Annotated in this window: 16 protein-coding genes, 2 tRNA genes and 1 other RNA gene; 5 read left to right on the top strand and 14 right to left on the bottom strand. The window is 65.4% G+C overall.

The window, feature by feature from the left end; all coding sequences use genetic code 11:
• Positions 1-112 precede the first annotated feature (112 nt).
• The 3 genes from pfkB to I6E04_RS06425 all read left to right on the top strand — a co-directional run bounded on the left by pfkB (position 113) and on the right by I6E04_RS06425 (position 3,605).
• Positions 113-1,042 (top strand): 1-phosphofructokinase, encoded by a 930-nt coding sequence (gene pfkB / locus I6E04_RS06435; protein ID WP_235422362.1) that lies wholly within the window; start codon positions 113-115, stop codon positions 1,040-1,042.
• Between the two features lie 114 nt (positions 1,043-1,156).
• Positions 1,157-2,425, top strand: coding sequence for a zinc-binding dehydrogenase (locus tag I6E04_RS06430; RefSeq protein ID WP_235422361.1), 1,269 nt, complete (start codon positions 1,157-1,159; stop codon positions 2,423-2,425).
• Positions 2,426-2,852: 427 nt separating this feature from the next.
• Complete coding sequence (locus I6E04_RS06425; protein WP_235422360.1) at positions 2,853-3,605, top strand: DeoR/GlpR family DNA-binding transcription regulator; 753 nt, start codon at positions 2,853-2,855, stop codon at positions 3,603-3,605.
• A 139-nt stretch (positions 3,606-3,744) separates the two neighbouring features.
• On the opposite strand, the gene I6E04_RS06420 is transcribed toward I6E04_RS06425, so the two are convergent.
• From I6E04_RS06420 to tadA, 5 genes are all read right to left on the bottom strand, one after another.
• The gene (locus I6E04_RS06420) at positions 3,745-5,616 is read right to left on the bottom strand and encodes an ABC transporter ATP-binding protein (RefSeq protein ID WP_235422359.1); all 1,872 of its coding nucleotides are present in this window, start codon (positions 5,614-5,616) and stop codon (positions 3,745-3,747) included.
• Positions 5,613-7,490: an ABC transporter ATP-binding protein gene (locus tag I6E04_RS06415; RefSeq protein WP_235422358.1), complete on the bottom strand. Its 1,878-nt coding sequence runs from the start codon at positions 7,488-7,490 to the stop codon at positions 5,613-5,615. Before I6E04_RS06415 ends, I6E04_RS06420 begins: the two co-directional genes overlap by 4 nt.
• Positions 7,491-7,656: 166 nt before the next feature.
• Positions 7,657-7,752, bottom strand: an RNA gene (ffs, locus tag I6E04_RS06410) — signal recognition particle sRNA small type.
• Positions 7,753-7,878: 126 nt separating this feature from the next.
• Positions 7,879-9,117 (bottom strand): MalY/PatB family protein, encoded by a 1,239-nt coding sequence (locus I6E04_RS06405; RefSeq protein ID WP_235422357.1) that lies wholly within the window; start codon positions 9,115-9,117, stop codon positions 7,879-7,881.
• Between the two features lie 77 nt (positions 9,118-9,194).
• The gene (gene tadA, locus I6E04_RS06400; RefSeq protein WP_235422356.1) at positions 9,195-10,910 is read right to left on the bottom strand and encodes a tRNA adenosine(34) deaminase TadA; all 1,716 of its coding nucleotides are present in this window, start codon (positions 10,908-10,910) and stop codon (positions 9,195-9,197) included.
• A 51-nt stretch (positions 10,911-10,961) separates the two neighbouring features.
• Between tadA and I6E04_RS06395 the strand changes: the two genes are divergently transcribed.
• Positions 10,962-11,051 (top strand) — tRNA-Ser (locus tag I6E04_RS06395).
• 527 nt (positions 11,052-11,578) lie between these two features.
• Positions 11,579-12,466 (top strand): trimeric intracellular cation channel family protein, encoded by an 888-nt coding sequence (locus I6E04_RS06390; RefSeq protein ID WP_235422355.1) that lies wholly within the window; start codon positions 11,579-11,581, stop codon positions 12,464-12,466.
• 365 nt (positions 12,467-12,831) lie between these two features.
• On the opposite strand, the gene typA is transcribed toward I6E04_RS06390, so the two are convergent.
• The 9 genes from typA to I6E04_RS06345 form a co-directional block, all read right to left on the bottom strand.
• Positions 12,832-14,667, bottom strand: a complete 1,836-nt coding sequence (gene typA / locus I6E04_RS06385; protein ID WP_235422354.1) for a translational GTPase TypA — start codon at positions 14,665-14,667, stop codon at positions 12,832-12,834.
• Positions 14,668-14,766: 99 nt separating this feature from the next.
• Complete coding sequence (locus I6E04_RS06380) at positions 14,767-15,219, bottom strand: hypothetical protein (protein WP_235422353.1); 453 nt, start codon at positions 15,217-15,219, stop codon at positions 14,767-14,769.
• A 114-nt stretch (positions 15,220-15,333) separates the two neighbouring features.
• Positions 15,334-15,930 (bottom strand): J domain-containing protein, encoded by a 597-nt coding sequence (locus I6E04_RS06375; RefSeq protein ID WP_235422352.1) that lies wholly within the window; start codon positions 15,928-15,930, stop codon positions 15,334-15,336.
• 99 nt (positions 15,931-16,029) lie between these two features.
• Positions 16,030-16,102: transfer RNA gene (locus I6E04_RS06370), tRNA-Lys, on the bottom strand.
• A 72-nt stretch (positions 16,103-16,174) separates the two neighbouring features.
• Positions 16,175-17,455 (bottom strand): aminopeptidase, encoded by a 1,281-nt coding sequence (locus I6E04_RS06365; protein WP_235422351.1) that lies wholly within the window; start codon positions 17,453-17,455, stop codon positions 16,175-16,177.
• 168 nt (positions 17,456-17,623) lie between these two features.
• The gene (locus I6E04_RS06360; RefSeq protein ID WP_235422350.1) at positions 17,624-18,205 is read right to left on the bottom strand and encodes a hypothetical protein; all 582 of its coding nucleotides are present in this window, start codon (positions 18,203-18,205) and stop codon (positions 17,624-17,626) included.
• A complete protein-coding gene (locus I6E04_RS06355; RefSeq protein ID WP_268830367.1) occupies positions 18,206-19,084 on the bottom strand; it encodes a phosphoribosylaminoimidazolesuccinocarboxamide synthase in 879 nt (292 codons plus the stop codon).
• Positions 19,085-19,318: 234 nt separating this feature from the next.
• Positions 19,319-20,977, bottom strand: coding sequence for a sensor histidine kinase (locus I6E04_RS06350; RefSeq protein ID WP_419179993.1), 1,659 nt, complete (start codon positions 20,975-20,977; stop codon positions 19,319-19,321).
• Positions 20,977-21,705 carry a response regulator transcription factor gene (locus I6E04_RS06345; protein ID WP_235422348.1) on the bottom strand — a complete coding sequence of 243 codons (729 nt, stop codon included), beginning with the start codon at positions 21,703-21,705 and terminating at the stop codon, positions 20,977-20,979. The genes I6E04_RS06350 and I6E04_RS06345 overlap by 1 nt, the downstream gene beginning before the upstream one ends.
• Between the last annotated feature and the right edge of the window lie 101 nt (positions 21,706-21,806).

Raw genomic sequence — 21,806 nt, 5'->3', positions numbered from 1 at the left:
CGGAATTACTATGGTCTCAGCTTTTGGTTCGAAAGTATTTGTTGTTCTTCGGACCACCGCGCCCCGAACGCGGCCGACGATGTGCCGCGCGTCCGACGGAAAGGAACCCGCCATGATCTACACCGTCACGCTCAACCCGGCCATCGACAAAACGGTCTACGTCGACAACTTCACCCTCGACGCCGTGAACCGCGCCACGGAGGTCCGCCAGGACCCGGGCGGCAAGGGCATCAACGTCTCCAAGACCATCCGCAGCCTCGGTGGCACGAGCACCGCCTTCGCCATCGTCGGCGGCGCCACAGGCGCGCAGATCGCCGCGGCGCTCGATGCGCTCGACATCGCCAAGCAGGTGTTCGAGGGAAGCGGCTCCACGCGCACCAACACCAAGATCGTCGATCTCGCGCTCGGCACGTACACCGATATCAACGAGCCCGGCGCCTCGGTCACCCAGACGCTGCTCGACGACGCCCTCGCCATCCTCGCGCTGCAGGTCTCCCCCGGCGACATCGTCGTGCTCTCGGGCAGCCTGCCGGCGGGCGCCCCCATCAACACCTATGCCACCTGGACCCGTGCATGCCGCAAGGCCGGAGCGCGGGTGTTCCTCGATGCCGACGGCGATGTGCTCAAAGAGGGCCTTGCCGCCAAACCCGAGCTCGTGAAGCCCAACGAGGTGGAGCTAGGCCGCATGCTCGGACGCGAACTCGACACGGTCGACAAGATCGTCGGGGCGGCACGCGAGCTGCTCGCTCAGGGAATCCCGCAGGTCATGGTCTCGATGGGCGGCGAAGGCGCGGTATATGCGACCGCTGCCGGCGCCTGGCGCCTGCGCCAACCCGTCGTCGAGGTCATCTCGACCGTCGGTGCGGGCGATTCCGTCGTGGCGGCGCTCGCCTACGCGCTCGATGCCGGCATGGAGCCCGTCGAGGCGGCGCGGCTCGCCATGGCGACGGGTGCCGCCACCGTCATGCGCCCCGGCACCGAACCGGCGCACCGCGAGGATATCGACGCGCTGTTGCCGCAGGTCAGCGTCGAGGCGTTCTAGGTCGCGCATCCGTGTGATGCGGTCCGGTGCGGTGTGACGCGGTCCGATTCGGTCACGTGTCGCCCAATCAGGTACTACCGCGTCCCATCCGGGACGCGAGAGAAAGGAGTCAGTATGAAAGCCAAGGCAGTGCGTCTTCACGCGGCCAACGATCTGCGTCTCGAGGAGTTCGAGCTCCCGCAGATCAAGGATGACGAGGTGCTCGTGCGCGTCGTCTCCGACAGCATCTGCATGTCCACCTACAAGTGCGCCACCTTGGGCGTCGACCACAAACGCGTCCACGAGGACGTGGCCGAGCACCCCGCGATCATGGGCCACGAGTTCGCCGGCGACATCGTCGAGGTGGGCGCCAAGTGGGCCGATCGCTTCAAGCCAGGCATGAAGTTCACGATCCAGCCCGCCCTCAACTACAAGGGCACCATGTGGAGCCCCGGCTACTCCTACGAGTTCTGCGGCGGCGACGCCACCTACTGCATCCTGCCCGCCGAGGTCATGGAGTGCGACTGCCTGCTCGAGTACACCGGCGAGGCCTACTACCAGGCATCGCTTGCCGAGCCCATGAGCTGCTCGATCGGCGCGTTCCATGCCGCGTACCACACGCAGATGGGCGTCTACACCCACGAGATGGGCATCCGCGAGGGCGGCAAGCTCGCCATCGTGGCCGGTGCGGGCCCCATGGGCCTGGGCGCGCTCACCTATGCGCTGCATTGCGACCGTCGCCCGTCGCTCGTGTGCGTGGCCGACATCAACCAGGATCGTCTGGACCGCGCCGCCGAGCTGTTCGATCCCGCGGAAATCAAGGAGCAGACGGGTATCGAGCTCGTGTTCGCCAACAACGGCACGATGGCCGACCCCGTGACCGAACTGCGCGCCATCGCCGGCGGCGAGGGCTTCGATGACGTGTTGTGCTACGCGCCCGTGGCGCCGGTGGTCACGCTGTCGTCTGCTATCATGGGACGCGACGGCTGCCTGAACTTCTTCGCCGGCCCCACCGACAAGCAGTTCAGCGCGCCGATCAACTTCTACGAGGTGCACTACGGCAGCCACCACGTCATGGGCACCACGGGCGGCAACACCGCCGACATGGTCGAGTCGCTCGAGCTCACCGCGGCCGATCGCGTCGACCCCTCCGTCATGGTGACGCACGTGGGCGGCTTGGACGCCGCCGCCGAGACGACGCTCAACCTGCCCAAGATCCCCGGTGGCAAGAAGCTCATCTACACGCACATCAACATGCCGCTGACCGCACTCGACGAGCTGCGCGACCGCGCCGCCGAGGACGAGCGCTTCGCCGGCCTGGCCGACATCGTCGAGGCCAACCGCGGCCTGTGGTGCCCCGCCGCCGAGCGCTACCTGCTCGAGAACTGGGCCGAGACCGAATAACGACGACCCCGCACGTTGACCTTCCGGCATTCGCGGCGGACGATGGCATGCAACCCCATCGTCCGCCGCGCTTCATACTGGACAGAAGCTGCAAAACGGTCGCGCCGGACAACCGAAACGCCCCGTTTTGCCCCCGATTCGCCCTCAAAAACGAATGAAGGCGTTTATGGTTCGGTTTTAGCGGGATCTGCTGAGTAGACGCAATAAGGGCGACCTTGCTACCTGTAGGTTTATTGAAGCATGTCGCCCGCATACTCAGACCCGAGACCGAAAACCGAACCATAAACACGACGCTGCAGGACCGGCACCGCGGCAGGCTCTCGGCGCTGCGCCTGCTTGTCATAATCCAGACTGTCATTTCGAAAAGCTGTTATCATACTGGCGAGAAGTCCGGTGGTACCCAAGCTATCTATGCAAGGAGTTTTCCATGGAAGAGCGTCGTGACGCCATCGTCGAACTGGTCAATGCACGTGGAACGGTTTCGTTCCGACAGCTCAAGGAGGCATTCCCGAACGTCTCGGAGATGACGTTGCGCACCGACCTCAAAGCGCTCGACGCCGAGGGCCGCATCGTCCGCATCCACGGCGGCGCGCGCTCCGTCGAGCAGATCATCGGCACCGACGGCATGCTCAGCACCCGAACCGCCAAGAACATCGACGCCAAGAACCTCATCGCCCGCAAGGCCCTGTCGCTCATCCAGCCCAACACCACGGTCTTTTTGGACTCCGGCAGCACGACCACGGCGTTTGCCGGTGCGCTCCCCGACAAGGACATGCTGATCTTCACCTCGGGTCTCACCTGCGCCGCCGAGCTCGCACACCTCGAGCGGCCCACGACCTACCTGGTCGGAGGCAAGTTCAACCGCTACAGCATGAGCGTCAACGGCAGCAGCAGCGTGGATGCCATCAAGGGCCTGGCGTTCGACCAGTACTTCATGGGTGTGACGGGCTACTCGCCCAAGACCGGCTTCGCCTGCGGTTCCAGCGATGAGGCGAGCCTCAAGCGCGCCTGCATCGAGCATGCCGACGAGGTCATCGCGCTCATGGACTCCAGCAAAGTGGGCGTACGCAGCACGTTCTCGGTCTGTGGGCTCGACCGCGTCGACATCATCGTGAGCGACGGCAACCTGCCCGAGGAGTTCCTGCAGGCATGTGCCACCAACGGCGTCGAGGTGCTGTAGGCGGGAAAATGGGGACGGGCGCTGGGAAAATGGGGACGGGCGCTGGGAAAATGGGGACGGGCACTTATTTCCCACGCGGTGGGAAATAAGTGCCCGTCCCCATTTTCCCAGCGCCCGTCCCCATTTTCCCGCGTGGCGGTTAGGCTTCGGCGAACTGCGAGTTGTACAGCTCCGCATAGGCGCCGCCCAGCGCGAGCAGCTCGTCGTGGGTGCCGCGCTCCTCGATCACGCCGTCGCGCATGTACAGGATGCAATCCGAGTTGCGGATCGTGCTCAGACGGTGCGCCACCACAAAGCTCGTACGCCCGGCCATCAGCTCGTCGAACGCTGCCTGCACCTGCAGCTCGGTGCGGGTATCGATGCTCGACGTCGCCTCGTCGAGCAGCAGGATCGCCGGGTCGGTGAGCATGACGCGAGCGATGCACAGCAGCTGCTTCTGGCCGGCCGAGAACGACCCGCCGTCCTCGCCGATCACGGTGTCGTAGCCGTCGGGCAGCGCCGCGATGAACTTGTCGGCATGCGCCCGGCGCGCCGCCTCCACGACCTCCTCGCGTGTGGCGTCGGGCTTGCCGTAGGCGATGTTGTCGTGCACCGTGCCCTCGAACAGCCAGGTATCCTGCAGCACCATGCCAAAGCTCCGGCGCAGGCTCGCGCGCGTGATGCCCTGCGTGTCCATGCCGTCGAGCTCGATCGTGCCGGCGTCCACATCGTAAAAGCGCAGCAACAGGTTGATGAGGGTCGTCTTGCCGCAACCCGTCGGGCCGACAAGCGCGAAGCGCATACCGGAGCGTGCATCGATGCAGATATCCTGCAGCAGCTTGCGATCCTTGACGTAGGAGAAGTCCACGTGCGACAGCGTCACGTCGCCGCGGGCATCGGAAATCTCGAGCGCGTCGGGAGCGTCGGGCACCTCCTCGGTCGCATCGAGCAACGCGAACAGGCGGCGCGCCGAGGCATAGGCCGTCTGGATCTGCGTGATGACGCTCGTGACCTCGTTAAAGGGTTTGGTGTACTGGTTGGCGTAGCTCAAAAACGTCTGGACCTCGCCCACCGTGAGCGCGGCGGGGACGCCCGTGATCACGCCGACGCAACCGATGATCGCCACGACCGCGTAGATGATGTTGTTGATGAAGCGCGTGCCCGGGTTGGACAGCGAGCTTAAGAACTGCGCGCGCTCACCTGCGGTATACAGCTCGTCGTTGATGCCGTCGAATCCGTGGCGCGCCTCGGGCCCATGCGCGAACGCCTCGACGAGCTTCTGGTTGCCCACGTACTCCTCGATGTATCCGCCCAGCTGACCCTGGATGCGCTGCTGATCGCCAAAGCTACGGTTGGAGAACTTGGCGATGAGCGACGCGGCGAGCACGGACAGCGGCGTCACGAGCACCACGACGATCGCCATGGGCACCGAGATGGAGAGCATGAACACGAGCGTGCCCACGATGGTGACGACACCGGTGAACAGCTGCGTGAAGCCCTGGAGCAGGCCGTCGCCCACCTGGTCGACATCGTTGACCACGCGCGAGATCAGGTCGCCGTGCGGATGCGCATCGATAAACGACAGCGGCATGCGGCCGAGCTTCTCGCTCGCCTGGATGCGCATGTCGCGTACCGTCTCGTAGCACAGGCGGTTCACGCAGTAGCCCTGCAGCCACTGGAAGACCGCCGCGCCCACGACGACCAGCGCGAGCGTCTGCACCAGCGGCATGAGGGCCGCAAAGTCCACGCGGCCCGCGTCGATGATGAGGTCGATGCCGCGGCCGATCAGGATCGGCGTGTACAGCTGCAGCACCACCGAGATCGCCGCCGAGATGAAGGAGATGAAGAACGACCCGGCATGCGGGCGCACGTAGGACAGCAACCGACGCGTGACCTCGGCGGTCGAGAGACGCTCACCGCTGATGTTCTGGCGCGGAATGCCGGAGTCGTTGTTGTCGCCGTTGAGGTTATCGTTGCCGGAAACGCTGGCGGTCACCGTGGAGACCGAACCGGCGGAAGCATACGGGTTCATCGGGCGCCCTCCTCTTCTGCGGACTGGACGGGCAGATCGTGCGAGGTGGCGACGGTCGGCGTGGGGGCACCGGCGGACGTCGGCGCGGCGGCGCTCCCCAACTCCTCGCGCTTGAGCTGCGACAGGCAGATCTCCTCGTAGAGCGGGCAGGTCGCCAGCAGCTCATCGTGCGTGCCGAGGCCGGCGACGCTGCCATGCGACATGACGCAGATTAGATCCGCATCGCGCACCGATGAGACGCGTTGACTCACGATCACGGTCGTGAGCGGCAGGCCGCCGGCCGCCGAACCCGCGGCCGAACGCTCTCGGATCGCGTGACGCAAAGCGGCATCGGTCTTGAAGTCGAGCGCCGAGGCCGAATCGTCCAAGATCAGCAGCAGCGGCTCGCCCACCAGCGCGCGGGCGATGGTGAGGCGCTGGCGTTGACCGCCCGAGAAGTTCTTGCCACCCGCCTCGACGGGGGCATCCAGACCCTTCGGCAGCTTGCGCACGAAGTCGGCAGCCTGCGCGATCTCCAGCGCGGCCCACAGCTCCTCGTCGGTCGCATCGGCGTCACGCCACAGCAGGTTGGAACGGATCGTACCCGAGAGCAGCGAGGCTCGCTGCGGCACGATGCCCACCACGTGCCGGAGCTGCTCGAGCGGCCAGCGGCGCACATCGGTGCCCATGACCTCGACCGATCCGGAGCGCGTATCGTACAGACGCGGGATGAGCGACACGAGCGTCGATTTACCCGAACCCGTACCGCCGATGATGCCGAGCGTCTGGCCGAGCCCCAGCGTGAGGGTCACCCGTTCGAGCGTGTTGACCTCGGCGTCGCCGAAGGCGAAGCATGCCTTGTCCATGCGCAGTGCGGGCGCGGCCGTCCCACGTGAAACATCCGATGCCGCGGGCAGGGCAACGGGCGCATTCCCCCGGTCGGTGATGCTCGGCTCGCACTCGAGCACCTCGTTGACACGCGAGGCCGAGGCGCTCGCCTTGGTGAACACCACGACGAGATTCGCCACGTAGACGATGGAGAGCAGGGTCTGCGTCATGTAGTTCACGAACGCCATGACCTCACCTTGCGTGAGCGCGCCGGTATCGACCTGGATGCCGCCCATCCACAGGATGGCGCACACGCCGAGGTTCATGACGAGGAAGGTCACGGGGTTGAGCACGCTCGAGAGCTTGCCCACCGCGATGGCGACGGTGGCCTGATCGAAGGCGGCCTTGCGGAAGCGCTCGCGCTCGTGGTCCTCGCGCACGAAGGCGCGCACGACGCGCACGCCCGACAGCCCCTCGCGCGTGATGAGGCCGATGCGGTCGAGCCGTGCCTGCATCTGCTTGAAGTACGGCACGCACCTCGCCATGACCAGCCAGAACACCAGGCCGATCAGCGGGGTCGAGATGAGGAAGATCAAGCCGAGCTTCAGATCGATCAGCAGCGCGGCGATCATGGACCCCACGGCGAGAAACGGCCAGCGGATGAGCTGGCGCACGCCGAGGGCGATGGCGAGCTGCACCTGGTTGACGTCGTTGGTGATGCGCGTGATGAGCGACGGCGTGCCGAAGCGGTCGAGCTCAGCGTAGGAGAACTCGTTGATGCGGGCGAACAGCGACGAACGGATCGCCGTGCCCATGCCTTGCGACGCGAGCGCCGCCATCTTCTGGCAGATGAGGGTGAATCCCATGCCGATGATCGCCATGCCGATCAGCAGCACGCCGTAGCGCAACACGACACCGGCGTCGCGCGAACCGACGCCCTCGTCGATCATGCGGGCGATGACCAGCGGCGTCAGCAGGTCGAAGAACACCTCGAGCAGCTTGCACGCAGGACCGATGATGAAATAGCGACGAAAGCCGCCGGAGAAACGCTTGAGCAGCTCGAGCATCAGAACCCCTCGTACCAGCGCGGACAGACTGACTGTCTATCATACGACACTCTCATGGTGCTCGGGTAAAGCGCAGGTCATTTCATCCGGTATTGAAGATACGAACCCATGTGAGATCAGGTCAAACGTTATTCACCTGATGCCAGCGCAGCAAAAAGCGCCTGTGCACTCGATGGGAACGGGTGCCCGGCAGAGGCTCCTTATGGCTGCTTCCTCCCGGACCTGACCAGGTTCGGAACATATCGTCACCCGAACCCATCGAACGCGCAAGCGCTGTTGCTCCATACTAGCAGACCCCGTGCATTTTTGGGAGGGGTTGGTTGGGGACGTGTTCCTTCCAACCCATAATGGGTTGGAAGGAACACGTCCCCAACCAACCCCTTTGCTGCTAGGAGAGTACGCGGGCGATGCGCTCGCAGGCGTCGAGCAGTACGCGACGCGGGCTCGGCACCACCATGCGCTGGAAGAATTCGCCGCCCTCGGGGTCGAAGTTCACGCCGTCCTGCAGCAGCACGCGCGCCTCCTCGTAGATACGACGATGCAGCTCGGCACCGTCGATACCGAGTGCGCGGCAGCGTTCGGTGAAATCGAACCACAGGATGTAGGTGCCTTCAGGCGCACGAACCCCCACGTCGGGCAGGTGCTCGGCGAAATACCCGACGACCGTACGGATGTTGCCGTCCAGATACGCCAGGCACTGCTCGAGCCAGTCCTCGCCCTCCTCATAGGCGGCGATCGCGGCGCTGATGGCAAACGGCGACGGGCCCGCAAACCCGCGCGCGGCCTCGAAGGCTTCCTTGTCCGCCGCGTTCGAGAACACCATATTCGTCGCGGGGAGACCCGCCAGGTTGAACGTCTTGTTCGTCGCCGTGCACGTGACCACGCGCGCATCCGGCGCCACCTGCGCCATGTGATGCATCGACACGCCGGGCGCCATCAGGTCGCCGTGGATCTCGTCGGCTACGATGAGCACGTCGTGGCGCATGCAGATCTTGGCCATGCGGGCCAGCTCGTCTTCGCTCCACACGCGCCCGACCGGGTTGTGCGGGTTGCACAGGATGAGCATGCGGGCATCTGGCCGCGCGGCCAGCTCCTCCAACCCTTCGAAATCCATCGTGTAGTGCAGGTCGCCCTGCTCATCGTCCGCGGTATGGCGTACGAGGTGGTTGTCGAGCACGACGCGCCCGCCCGTCTCGACCGCACGCGTGAACGGCGGGTAGACCGGGCGCTGAATGATAACGGCGTCACCAGGTTCGGTGAAGACCCGTACGCAGGTGTTGAGCGCGGACACGGTCCCGGCGCAGTACGCCACGAGCGAGGTATCGATATCCCAACCGTCCCGGTGCAAGAACCAGTCGTGCAGCGCACCGAAGTACCGGTCGTTTCCCTCCAGCCCCGAATAGCCGAAGATGCCGTGGTCGACGGTCGCATGGAGCGCATCCAGGATAGGCTGGGCGCAGCGGAAGTCCATGTCGGCGGTGAACAGCGCGATATGGTCGTCGGCGATAGCGGACACGCCGCAGTGCGCGGCGGTCTCGGGCGCGGCACTCCACTTTTCGGAATAGCTCCACCGGTCGTGCCGGCGGTCGATGACCTCGTCGAAATTGTAGGTGACATGCCCTGCCATACGCGCTCCCATCGCTCAACGGTAAACGATAGGCATCGTACCACGCGGTGCGCCCGTCCCGTATGCCGCCTCGGCGACTACCGCGTGAGCGCGATGCGAGCGAGCGTCTCGCCGGCACACATGAGGTTGCGCTCCGCTTCTTCGCGCGACAGGGCGCAGGCGAGCGCCATGGGCTTGCGCAGAACCGGCAACACGACGTCGATCCCCGCCCGATACACGGCATCGAGGTCATCCTCGCGTCCCCCGACCAGCGCGAATACCGGCTTGTGCGCACGCTTTGCCCGCTGTGCCACACGGACCGGGACCTTGCCGCCGGCGGTCTGCCCGTCGATCATGCCCTCGCCGGTCACGACTATATCCGCCTGCGCGAGCAGCGCGTCGAATCCCACGAGGTCGAGCACGGTATCGGCACCCGATACCGAGGCGGCGCCCAAGGCGAGCAGCGCCGCCCCCAGACCGCCCGCCGCCCCTGCGCCCGGGACGCCCAGCACGGAACGGAAACGCTTCGCGCCCGGCGTCACCTGCCGGTCGGCGCCCTCACACGCGGTACGGGCCTCGTCGAGTGCCCGGCCGTATGCGAGCATCCATACCTCGCAAGCGGGATCAGCATCGAGGTCCAACCCCTTCTGCGGGCCGAACACGCGCAGCGCCCCGCGCTTGCCGACCAGCGGGTTGTCCACATCGGAAAGCACGACGAGCTCGCAGCCGCGCAGCGCCTCGAACGCCGGGTCCAAGTCGATCGACGTCACGTCTCGCAGACCGGCCAACCCCGGATCGACATCATGGCCCGCCCCGTCAAGCACACGCGCGCCGAGTGCCTGCAAAAAGCCCGCGCCGCCGTCGTTTGTCGCACTACCCCCGATGGCAAAGTAGACCGTGCGCGCACCGTGCGCGACGGCATCGAGCACAAGCTCGCCCACGCCGCGCGTCGTGGCGCGCAACGCGGCGTCGTGCGTGCAGGGCGAATACTCGATGCCCGCCGCTTCCGCCATCTCGATGACGGCGCGGGCATCCTCGGTCAACAGGTAGCGCGCGGCAACGTGCTCGCCCAGCGGACCCGTCACCTCGCACGGCACGAATCGACCGCCCATCGCGGCATGCACGGCTTCGAGCGTACCTTCGCCGCCATCGGCGACCGGCACGCTGGCCACGCATGCGTCCGGAACGACGCGACGGATGCCCCGCTCGACCCAAGATTCGATATCGGCGCTCGACGCGCACTCCTTGAAGGAATCGATGGCGAGCAGGATGCGCGGCGCTAGGGCGGGGGCGGGCGCAGGTGTCCGACGCGCCGCACGGGGCACATCGTCGGGAATCTCGCGCGGCAGCTCGCGGGCACGGGCGGCGGCGAAAAAGGCTCGCAGGGTATCTGCGCATTCCCGCTCGAGCACGCCGCCGCGCACCTCGAACGTATGGTTGAGCCGCGCATCACGGCTCAGGTTGTAGAGCGACCCGACCGCGCCGGCCTTGGGGTCGGCGGCTCCGTACACACACCGATCGATGCGGGCGTTGACCATGAGTCCTGCGCACATGGTGCACGGCTCGAGCGTCACGTAGACCGTGCAGCCCGTCAGACGCCAGCGTCCGAGCGCGCGAGCGGCGGCGACCATCGCCGAAAACTCCGCATGCGCGGAGGGGTCCTCGTCGTGTTCGCGCAGGTTGTGGGCACGCGCGACGATCTTGCCGTCGCACACGACAACGGCTCCGATGGGCACCTCGCCCATCTCCGCTGCGACGCGCGCCTCCGCGAGCGCCTCGCGCATGTACAGCTCATCCAACTCGTTTGCGTCCACGTCGACCTCATCCTCTGCGTACACGGATTCGATGCTATTATTACATCTCACGGAGAGATGGCAGAGCGGTTGAATGCGGCGGTCTTGAAAACCGTTGAGCGCGCGAGCGTTCCGAGGGTTCGAATCCCTCTCTCTCCGCCAGCCACCTTTACGACAACGAAATAGTCTGAGGCCAGCAGCCCGCTTCAACTGAGGGCGAGAGGGATTCGAACCCGCAGGGCCTCATGCTGCGCAAAGCGCGTGAGCGTCTTTGCCAGCATGAGTCGCAAGGGCGGCGCAGCCGCCCGCAGCGGGAGGTCGCCGCGAAGCGGCGGCCGACATCCCTCTCTCTCCGCCAGCCACCTTTACGACAACGCAATGACTTAAGGCCCGGGGCCCGCTTCGACCAGATGCGAGAGGGATTCGAACCCGCAGGGCGCGAAGCTGCGAAAATGCGTGAGCATTTTCCAGCGAAGCGCGCAAGGAGGCCGCAGGCCTCCACAGCGGGAGGTCGCCGCGAAGCGGCGGCCGACATCCCTCTCTCTCCGCCCCGAGCGAGACACATCATCGGGACATAACTGGCCACCCGTTGCGCCCCGATTCGACCGCCGAATATCGTCATCCCCTCTGACACAAAGCGTGTAAGATAGCGATGCGCCTATCCACGTTCGCATTCCGGAAAGATGCCCATGCCCGCTCTGCTCGCCATCACCGTCCCCGTCGTCGCAAGCCTGTTCTCCGGGGGCGGCGCCGATTATCAGATGGTCCCCATCCCCATCGGCTTCGAGATGGCAGCCGTCGTCATCGCCTCGGTCACCGGCGCGCTCACCGCACGCGAGCAAAAGCTCGACCTTATCGGCGCCATCGCGCTCGCCGTGTTCTGCAGCTTGGGAGGCGGCCTCATCCGTGATGTCATCCTGCAGGTCGGCAGCGTCTACATCCTCGATCAGCCGCTCGCCATGCCCGCTGCGGTCATCACCGCGGCCGTGACGTTCATGATCCCCTCGCTCATCGAAAAACAGGATCGACTCATCGCGGTGCTCGACATCTTCTCCGTCGGCCTGTTCGCCGCCACCGGTGCCGACAAGGCCTATGTCTACGATTTCGAGCCCATCATCTGCGTCACCATGGGCTTCTTCACCGCCGTCGGCGGCGGCATGCTGCGCGACATCTGCCTCGGCCGCACACCCGGTATCTTCCAGCGCAGCAACCTGTACGCCGTCGCGGCGATCGCCGGCGCCATCACCTACGTCGTGCTCGCCGATATGGGCGTCGACCATATCATCGCCGTCATCGTGTGCGTCGCCACCACGATGCTTTTGCGCTTCATCTCGCTCGCCTACGACATCAAGAGCCCGGCTGACATGGATATCGCCGTGGCTATCCACCGATCCCGCCGCAAGCCGCGCGCCACACGTCCCGAGACGACGACCCGCTCCCCCGAGGAACTCGAAGGCCGTCGTGAGCGCGTGCAGGCCGACATCGAGCGCCGTCGCCATCGCGAGCGTCGCAAGGCCGCGCTCGACCGGCTCAACCGCCACCGTAAGGCCCGTGCGCACCGGAAACTCGACCTTTAAAGCAACCGGGCGACAAGTTTGTACCTGGCACTATCTTGTCGAAGCAACCCGGCGACAAGTTTGTACCTGGCACCATCCTGTCATTTGGCGCCATCACGGCACGGAATAGAAGTTTACGGTTCGGTTTTAAGGTCACCCTTTGAGTAGCTACAGATATTCGAACAAGTTCTACCTGCGATTTTTCCATCTTACGATCGTTGCCTACCCGGCAGGTGCTCCCAAAACCGAACCGTAAGCAGCATTATTGATTTCCAGCTCCCAAACCGCCCCGAATATGCCCTGCAACGCATAGCGCCGCCGTACCGAGCGACCCGAAGATCGCCCGATACGGCGGCGCAACAACGCATCCCCCAGCGGAAAAGACGTTACTTCGCGTTCATGGCGCGTGCGGCGGCCTTCTTGCGATCGGTCGCGTTGAGCAGGCGCTTGCGCAGGCGGATGTGCTTGGGCGTGATCTCGACGAGCTCGTCGTCGGCGATGTACTCGAGCGCCTCCTCCAGCGTGAAGGTACGCGGCGGCACCAGCTGCACCGAGATGTCAGCGGTCGAGGAGCGCTGGTTGCCCAGGTTCTTGGTGCGCGCGATGTTGACCACCATGTCACCGGGCTTGGAGCGCTCGCCCACGATCATGCCCTCATAGCACTCGGTACCGGGCTCGACGAACAGCGCGCCGCGCTCCTGCAGCGTGCCCAGCGCGTAGGCCACGGCCTTCTCGGTCGTCATGGAGATCATGGCGCCGTTGTTGCGGTTGCCCAGCTCGCCGGCGTAGGGACCGTACTCGAGGAAGGTGTGGTAGAACACGCCCTCGCCATGGCTCACGTTCATGATGCGATTCTTGAGGCCCATGATGCCGCGCGTCGGGATGCGGAACTCGATGTGCGTGACGGTCGAGCCGGCCTCCATGTTGGTCATGGTGCCGCCGGCGTTGCCGAACACCTCGATGACCTTACCCGCATACTCGTCGGGGCACTCGACGACCGCCTGCTCGATGGGCTCCACGCGGTTACCGTCCTCGTCCTTCTTGAACAGCACGCGCGGACGGCCGACCTGGAACTCGAAGCCTTCGCGGCGCATGGTCTCCATGAGCACCGACAGGTGCAGGATGCCGCGGCCGGACACCTCGACGCCGCTCTTGTCGGGCAGCTCCTCGATACGCATGGTCACGTTGTTCTCGCGCTCGTTGAACAGGCGCTCCTTGAGTTGACGGGCGCCCACGATGTCGCCGTCGCGGCCGACGAGCGGCGAGGTCGATGCCTCGAACACGACGGACAGGGTCGGCGGATCGATCTCGATCGGATCGAGCTCGACGGGGTTCTCGGGATCGGTGTACACGTCGCCGATATCGGTGGAGTCCACGCCCACCACGGCCGCGATGTCGCCGGCTCCGACCTCGGTGCACTCGGTGCGGCCCAGGTAGTCGAAGGTGAACAGCTGCTTGACCGTGGCACTCGCGCGCTCGCCATCGTTTTTGACCACGAGGATGCGGTCGCCGGCGTGGATGGTGCCGGAATACACGCGGCCGATGCCGATGCGGCCCACATAGCTGGAGTGGTCGACGGTCACGCACTGCATGGCGAGCGGGCCGTCCACATCGACGTCGGGCGCGGGCATGTCGTCCAAGATCATGTCGAGCAGCGGGTACATGTCGTCGTTGCCGTCCTCGGGGTCGAGGCGGGCAAAGCCGTTCACCGCGCTCGCGTACACCACGTGCTCCATGGCGAACTCGAGCTGGTCGTCGGTGGCGCCCAGGTCGGCCATGAGGTCGAGGCAGTCGTTGTAGGCGCGCTCGGGCTCGGCGCCGGGACGGTCGATCTTGTTGATGACGATCATGATGCGCAGGCCGGTGTCGATAGCGTGGCGCAGCACGAAGCGCGTCTGGGGCATGGGGCCCTCGAAGGCGTCGACGAGCAGCAGCGCGCCGTCGGCCATGCGCAGCACGCGCTCGACCTCGCCGCCGAAGTCGGCGTGGCCCGGCGTGTCGATGACGTTGATCTTGACGCCCTTGTACTCGATGGAGATGTTCTTGGCGAGGATCGTGATGCCGCGCTCGCGCTCCTGGTCGTTGGAGTCGAGCACGCGCTCCTCGACCTGCTGGTTCGCACGGAACGCATCCGTGGCTCGCAGCAGCTTGTCGACGAGCGTGGTCTTGCCGTGGTCGACGTGGGCGATGATGGCGATGTTCCTCAGGTTATCGACGCGCATATATCCCTCTTCCCCATTGCGGCGCACGCCATGCCCAATCGGCAGACGCGCGATATTCTCGGTAATCGGTTTGAAAAAACGTCTCTATAGTAGCGGACCTCAGAAGAGCGAAGGCTCCTCACCTGCAGGTTCAGGGTCGCTCCACATAAACTCATCGCCTGCGCCCACGTTGTCGTAGAGGACATAGGCGGAATACCCGCTCGGCAGGCCGCGCTCGAAGAAGCTCACGAGCACCGCGTTGGCGTACTCGCCGTCGATGTTGACGCACCCCGTATAGGCGATGGCATAACGCACGAGCTTGCCCACGCCCTCATCGGAGATGCCGTGCGCCGCGTGCTCGGACACGAACGCCTGCGCGGCGGCAAGGCACGCCTCCTCGCCATCGTCCGAGAACGCCGCCTGGTAGCGGGTACCGGCAGCATCCTCCACGCATACGACGACGCCGGGGTCGTCCCCCTCGGCGAGCGCATCGAGGAACAGACCGATCATGTCGCAGGTCATGGCATCGAGCTCCGGCGACACGGCGCCGGCCTGGTGGTTGTTGTCGGACATGTCCCGGTCTCCCCTCTGTCAGGCTAGCGAATCATTGTAGCGCACCGTATCGGCATGCGCGCCACAGGAGCGCGAACCCATAGAACGTGCAGGTGGCAAGGGGCACGGCGAGCATCACGCCCCGAGCTGGGAGGCCTCCTCGGCGATTCTGCGCGCGGCGTCGCGCGTCTGGAGCAACTCGCGCGAGCGCGTCCGCAGCGCCTCGATCTGGCTCGAGAGCAGCGCCGCGTCGACCACGCCCCATACCGCCACCATGGAACCGATGGAGAAGACGGTCGTGCCGAGCCCTCCGCGCAGGCGCGAGAAGACCAGCGCGACCACGGCGGCGATCGCGGCCATCACCAACACGGATCGACGGCGCTCGCGCATGGTGCGCAGCTCCGCCACCACGCTCAAGCGCGCCGTCTCCGCCGCATTGGCCCGCGCCGTCGCCTCGAACGCGATCGACGCCGCGGACGTCGCGGAACCCCGGCGTGCGCCGCCGGAAGGGCGTGCCGACCCGCGCGAGGAGGTCCGCGCACCCTTGAGCAGCACGTCGCGCGCCTCGTTGAGAGCGCGCATCTGCTGCTCGGCACGAGCGCGAAGCCGTTTGTTGTCGCCGTACTTGTCGGGATGGAGCATCTGCGCGAGCTCGCGATACGCCGCGGAAATCTCGTCGCGGCCGGCATCGGCACCGAGTCCGAGCACGCCCAGCGCCTCCTCGCGCGTCATCTTCCACCTCCTGCGGGACGTGAGGGGCAACCACCCGGTCCGCTCGCCATCCCGTGATACGAAAAAGCCCCGTCGCCGGGGCTTTCATCATGCAAAGGGTGGGCCGTTAGGGGTTCGAACCCTAGACCTTGGGATTAAAAGTCCCCTGCTCTGCCAGCTGAGCTAACGGCCCGCGAAAGGCATTGTACCACGCGTCGGGTTGATACCTCCCGTCATTTGACGGCGCCGCGCGGAACCCGCCTGCCTACTCCCAGCTCCACTGGCCGTTCACGAACACCGGCACCTCCGTGCCATCGGCGCAGATGCCCATGATATCCATGTCATCGGTGCCGATCATGAAGTCGACGTGGGTGCTCGACGTGTTCACGCCGTGCGCTCGCAGCTCCTCGGGCGTCATCTCGTAACCACCCTCGTAGCACTCGGCGAATCCGATGCCGAGCGCCAGATGACAGCTCGCGTTCTCGTCGTAGAGGGTATCGTAGAACAGGATGCCGCTCTCGCTGATCGGCGTGTTCTTGGAGATGAGCGCGACCTCGCCCAAACGACGCGCACCCTCGTCGGTATTCAGGATGGCCGTCAGCACGTCGCGACCGACGACGGCGTCGTAGTCGACCACCACGCCGTTCTCAAAGCGCAGCCAGAACCCGTCGACTTTGCTCCCGTAACGGATCAGGGGCAGCGCAGAGTACACGATACCGTCGACACGCTCGCAATCGGGTGAGGTGAAGACCTCCTCGGTCGGGATGTTGGGGAAGAACGGGTGTCCGTCCGGCGTCTCCCCGCAGCCGCCGGCCCACAGGTGCTTATCGGTCAGGCCGACCGTGAGGTCGGTGCCGTTCTCGGACGTGTAGTGCAGGGCGACGAAGTGCTGCTCGTTCAAAAAGCGCAGGTTCTTCTCGAAGGTCGCGTCGTGCAGCTCCCAGTCGCTTTCGGGGTCGTCGCCGTCGGCGCGCGCGACGGACAGGATGGCGCACCACAGGCGATAGATCGCCGCCTCGTCGCACATGCCGGGGAACACCTGGCGCGCCCACGCGGCCACCGGCGCACCGGCGATGCACCAGGGGTTGATGTTGAAGTCGAGTCCGCGGCGGAACGCGCGGCACTGCGTGTTACGCGCCTTGGAGGCAGCGGCCGGCTTGGCCGGATCGATGCCGGCAAGCGCCTGCGGATCGGCGCCCTCGACGAAGATGAAGCACGCACCCATCTCGGCCAGCGAATCGAGCTGGACGCGCTGCCACTCGGGCGTCTGCTCGAAATACGCGGCATCCACATGCTCGTAGGTCAGGCGCGTCACCTCGTCGTCGCCCCAGATCACCGTGACGTGGCCGGCGCCGGCCCCGTAGGCGTGCTTCACGAGCTTGCGGACGAACGCCTGCGTCTCGACGGGAGCCTGGATCACCACTTCCTGCCCGGGCTTGACGTTCACGCCGGTGCGGACGACGAGACTGGCGTAGCGATCGATCTGGGGATCGAGGGCCTTGATGGCCATGCGGGCATCCTCGGCGGTCAGTTCGGACTTGATCATGCACTCTCCTATCGTGTACGGGCATCCGTGGAGCCCAACTTCCATTATCGCATGACTTGCCATCGCCGCCCAAGCGGGGTCGTCCGCCCAAAGCAAGCCGCATGAAAAACGGGGCGCGACCGCTTTCGGTCGCACCCCGTTCGCATTCTCGGAAGCATGTCGTCCCGACTACTTCTTCTTGCTGGCCCTCTCGGCGGCCACCTGCTCCAGCAGGGCGATCTGCTTGGACTCGGACATGCCCTCCGCGCGGCTGCGTGCGTCGTTGCGCAGCGGACGGATGCGCACGATATCGTAGATGAACGAACCGATGATCGCCGCATAGGCGACGACCAGGCCGGCGATCTGGGCAATCTGCATCGTACCGGCATTCTCGGACGGCGCGAAGACCATCATGGCCCACACGAACAGCGTGGCGACGATACCGACGGCGAGCAACGCCCAGAACACGCGACGGCGGGACTTGTACTCGGGCTCGCCGCGAAGCAGCTCGTTGGACACGGCGTACGCGCGGTCCTCACGCAGGCGCTGCTCCTTCTTGCGGGCGCGCTTCTCCTCCTTGGAAAGTCCCACCAGCGACTCGCCGCGCTGCGCCTGACGGCGCTTCTCCTTGGACGAGGCCGGCACGACGCGCACCGACGAGGCGGCGCTGCGGGCGGGCTTGGCCGAGGCGACGGACTTGCGCGTGAAGCCGCTGGCCTCGCCGGACTGCTGAGCCTGGCTGCGCTTGTTCATGGGGTTGCGGGTACTCACTTAGTCGTTCTCCTTCATGGACTCGAACGCGGTGCCGGTGAGAAGCTCGTAGGCCTCACGGTAGCGGGCCGCGGTGCCCTCGATGACGTCGGCGGGCAGATGCGGCGCGTCGCCGGTCATGTCCCAGTTCGCCTTCAGCCAATCGCGGACGTACTGCTTGTCGTAGCTGCCCTGAACCTTGCCCTCCTCGTACTCGGCTGCAGGCCAGAAGCGGCTGGAATCGGGCGTCAGGCACTCATCGATCAGGGTGACCTTGCCGTCGATCAGACCGAACTCGAACTTGGTGTCGGCGATGATGATGCCGCGCGTGGCGGCGTAGTCGGCGGCGGCGGTGTAGATCTTGAGCGAGAGGTCGCGGATCTGGGAGGCGATATCCTCGCCCACGATCTCGACGCAGCGCTCGTAGGAGATGTTCTCGTCGTGATCGCCGATGGCGGCCTTGGTCGACGGCGTGAACAGCGGCTCGGACAGCTTGGACGCCTCGACGAGGCCGGCGGGCAGCTTGATGCCGCACACGGTGCCGTCCTGGTCATAGGTCTTCTTGCCGCTGCCGGTCAGGTAGCCGCGAACGATGCACTCGATCATGATAGGCTGGGCCTTCTTGACCAGCATCGCACGGCCGGACAGGTAGCTGCGGTACTCGGCGAACTCCTCGGGGAACTGCGAGGCGTCGATGGTCACCATGTGGTTGGGGACGATATCCGAGAACTTGTCGAACCAAAACGCCGAGATGCGATTCAGCACTTCGCCCTTATAGGGGATCTCGTCGGGCAGGATGTAATCGAATGCCGACAGACGGTCGGTGGCAACCATGAGCAGGTTGTCGCCGGCATCGTAGATGTCACGAACCTTACCGCGAGAGTCCGGGCGACGCTCCATCTGAGTCACGTTGGTCAACTCCTAACACCTTCGTTGTACAACGACCGCACCGCGGGCGCGGCACGCGACCCGGCCAGCCGGAGCGGTAGGACCCCGTCCTCCTTAACCGGCACAACACAGGCTAATCGACCATTGTAGTGGAACACGCGGGAAAATGGGGACAGGCACGTATTTCCCACGCTGTACAGGATGGGAAAATGGGGACAGGCACCTTTTTTCCCGCGCTGCCGCCGCCTACGCCTTGGCGGGCTGCTCCGGGGCATGCTCGCGCGGCAGATGGATCGTGAAGGTCGTGCCTTTGCCGAGTTCGGACTCGACCGAGATGAACCCGTGGTGACGCTCGATGATCTGTTTGGTCACGGCAAGGCCCACGCCCAGACCACCCGCCTCGCGCGCGCGGCTCGAGTCGGCGCGCCAGAAGCGGCCGAAGATCCGCGAGAGGTCTTCCTTGGCGATGCCGATGCCGGTGTCGGCGACCGAGATCAGCACGCCCTTGCGATCGAGCAGGACCGTCACGACGACCCAACCGCCCTCGGGCGTATAGCGCATGGCGTTGCTCATGAGGTTGATGACCGCCTGCGTGATCATGTCCGGATCGACCTCGATGGTCGCGCTGCGGCCCTCAGTCTCGTCCGAGAAGCGCAGCCGCAGGTCGCGCGCGATGAACAGCTGCTCCTGCGCGTTGACGATGTTGCGCACGAGCGAGACGATATCGACCGGCTCCAGGTTGAGCGGGGCGGTCCGGTTCTCCATGCGCGACAGATCGAGCATCTGCTGCACCAGACGGGCCAGGCGGCGCGTCTCGGACGCCACCGTCTCGAGATGCTCGGCGTCGGTGGGATACACGCCGTCCTGCATCGCCTCGACCGTGGCGAGCATGGCCATGAGCGGCGTACGCAGCTCATGGGCGACGTCGGAGGTCAGGCGGCGCTCGTGCTTGAGATCCTTCTCGAGCGAGGTCGCCATCTCGTCGAACGTCTCGCCGAGCTGGTCGATCTCGTCCTCGCCGCGCAGATTGGTGCGCGCCGACAGATCGCCGTCGCGGATCTGTTTTGCGGTGCTCGTGATCCGACCGATGGGCTTGACGAGCATGCGCGACACCAACAGACCGATCAGCAGCGAGATCGCCACGGCGACGACCGCCGCGATGGCGACGGCATTGAACGTCCGGTCGCGGAACGCCGCATCGGCCTTGGTGAGCAGGACGTCGCTGCCCATCACCCACAGGCGGACGGATCCCACGACCGTGCCGTCGGCGGTGACGACCGGTTCGGTCACCGCACCGTCCGCGTCGGTCGGTGCGGACGAGGTGAGGCTGTGCGTCTCGGTGATCCAGTCCTCGGCTGCGTCACGTGACGCGGTCGCAGCATCGGCCTGCGTCTTTTTTCCATCAGCGTCATCGTCCGCATCGCCACGGGCCTCGGCCTGCTCGCGCGCGAGCGCGGCCTCCTCCTCTTCCTGGAGACGCTTGAGCTCGGCGGCAACCGGGGCGGCGGGCCACGTGTCGTCGTAGAGCACGGTGCCGTCCACGTCCATCACCTGCAGGCCGATATCGTCGGACACCATGGTCGACTCGGCGAGCGACGCCAGATCGGACAGGCTCCATTCGCCGTTCGTCTCGTAGATGCTGGCGAGCTTCTTGCTGGTGAGCTGTGCGAGTTCCGCCACGTTCGCGCGCGTGTACTCGCTGAAGACACCGCCCCACACCACCGAGATGACGCAGACCAGGATCAACACGGTCATGAGCGAGGTCAACGCGAACGACAGCGCCATGCGCGTGCCGTACGACATGCGCGTACGCGAATCGGAACGAGGCGTGTTCCAGCTCGCGCGGGAACTCGCCTCGTTATCGTGCTTATTCTTCTGTCCGACGACCATACGGGCGGGCATCATTACCGAGCGCTACCCTCATCGCCCTTGGGCTGCTGCGGCGCCTCGAAGCGGTAACCCACGCCGTGCACCGTGAACAGCCAGCGCGGATGCTTGGGATCGTCGCCGAGTTTGGCGCGCAGGTTCTTGACGTGGGAGTCGATCGTGCGCTCGTAGCCCTCGAAGTCGTAGCCGAGCACCTTCTCGACCAGCTCCATGCGGTTGTACACGCGACCCGGATGACGGGCGAGCGTGGTCAGCAGTTTGAACTCGGACGCCGTGAGGTCGACCTCCTTGCCCTCGACCAGGATCTTGTGACCGGAGATGTCGATCACCAGGTCGCCGAAGTCGAGCACCTCGACCTGGGGCTCGTCGGTCTGATGCGCGCGACGGAACAGCGCGCGCACGCGGGCGACCAGCTCACGCGGCGAGAACGGCTTGATCAGGTAGTCGTCCGCACCGAGCTCGAGACCGATGATGCGGTCCTCGACCTCGCCCTTGGCGGTCAGCATGATGATGGGCACATCGGAGGTGTCGCGGATGGCGCGGCATACGCGCTCGCCCGACAGCTTGGGCAACATGAGGTCGAGCACGATCAGGTCGAACTGATGCTTCTCGAACTCCTCAACAGCAGATTGACCGTCGCCGACACCGACGACCCAGTATCCTTCACGCTCAAGATAGGCGGCCACGGCATCGCGAATGGCCTTTTCGTCTTCGACCAGCAGAATCTTTCGTGCATCCGAAGCCATACGAGGCCTCCTTCTACTCACTGACAAAACCTAACTGCTCATTTTAGCGCACATTCCACGCTTTGCGCTCCATGCGCGCGCGAACGCACCCGTACGTCCGA

The sequence above is a fragment of the Collinsella tanakaei genome (assembly GCF_021531055.1).
GTDB classification, from domain to species: domain Bacteria; phylum Actinomycetota; class Coriobacteriia; order Coriobacteriales; family Coriobacteriaceae; genus Collinsella; species Collinsella tanakaei_B.
The sequence above is the reverse complement of the archived record's forward strand: the minus strand, read 5'-3'. Positions and strand labels throughout refer to the sequence as shown.

Bases quoted from the DNA above. Each gene is read 5' to 3' on its own strand.
- I6E04_RS06430 (WP_235422361.1), top strand. From the start codon at position 1,157: ATGAAAGCCAAGGCAGTGCGTCTTCACGCGGCCAACGATCTGCGTCTC.
- I6E04_RS06380 (WP_235422353.1), bottom strand. From the start codon at position 15,219: ATGTCCGACAACAACCACCAGGCCGGCGCCGTGTCGCCGGAGCTCGAT.
- I6E04_RS06405 (WP_235422357.1), bottom strand. From the start codon at position 9,117: ATGGCAGGGCATGTCACCTACAATTTCGACGAGGTCATCGACCGCCGG.
- I6E04_RS06420 (WP_235422359.1), bottom strand. From the start codon at position 5,616: ATGAACCCGTATGCTTCCGCCGGTTCGGTCTCCACGGTGACCGCCAGC.
- I6E04_RS06365 (WP_235422351.1), bottom strand. From the start codon at position 17,455: ATGATCAAGTCCGAACTGACCGCCGAGGATGCCCGCATGGCCATCAAG.
- I6E04_RS06355 (WP_268830367.1), bottom strand. From the start codon at position 19,084: ATGGAGCGTCGCCCGGACTCTCGCGGTAAGGTTCGTGACATCTACGAT.
- I6E04_RS06375 (WP_235422352.1), bottom strand. From the start codon at position 15,930: ATGACGCGCGAGGAGGCGCTGGGCGTGCTCGGACTCGGTGCCGATGCC.
- typA (WP_235422354.1), bottom strand. From the start codon at position 14,667: ATGCGCGTCGATAACCTGAGGAACATCGCCATCATCGCCCACGTCGAC.
- pfkB (WP_235422362.1), top strand. From the start codon at position 113: ATGATCTACACCGTCACGCTCAACCCGGCCATCGACAAAACGGTCTAC.
- I6E04_RS06350 (WP_419179993.1), bottom strand. From the start codon at position 20,977: ATGATGCCCGCCCGTATGGTCGTCGGACAGAAGAATAAGCACGATAAC.
- I6E04_RS06390 (WP_235422355.1), top strand. From the start codon at position 11,579: ATGCCCGCTCTGCTCGCCATCACCGTCCCCGTCGTCGCAAGCCTGTTC.
- I6E04_RS06345 (WP_235422348.1), bottom strand. From the start codon at position 21,705: ATGGCTTCGGATGCACGAAAGATTCTGCTGGTCGAAGACGAAAAGGCC.
- I6E04_RS06425 (WP_235422360.1), top strand. From the start codon at position 2,853: ATGGAAGAGCGTCGTGACGCCATCGTCGAACTGGTCAATGCACGTGGA.
- I6E04_RS06415 (WP_235422358.1), bottom strand. From the start codon at position 7,490: ATGCTCGAGCTGCTCAAGCGTTTCTCCGGCGGCTTTCGTCGCTATTTC.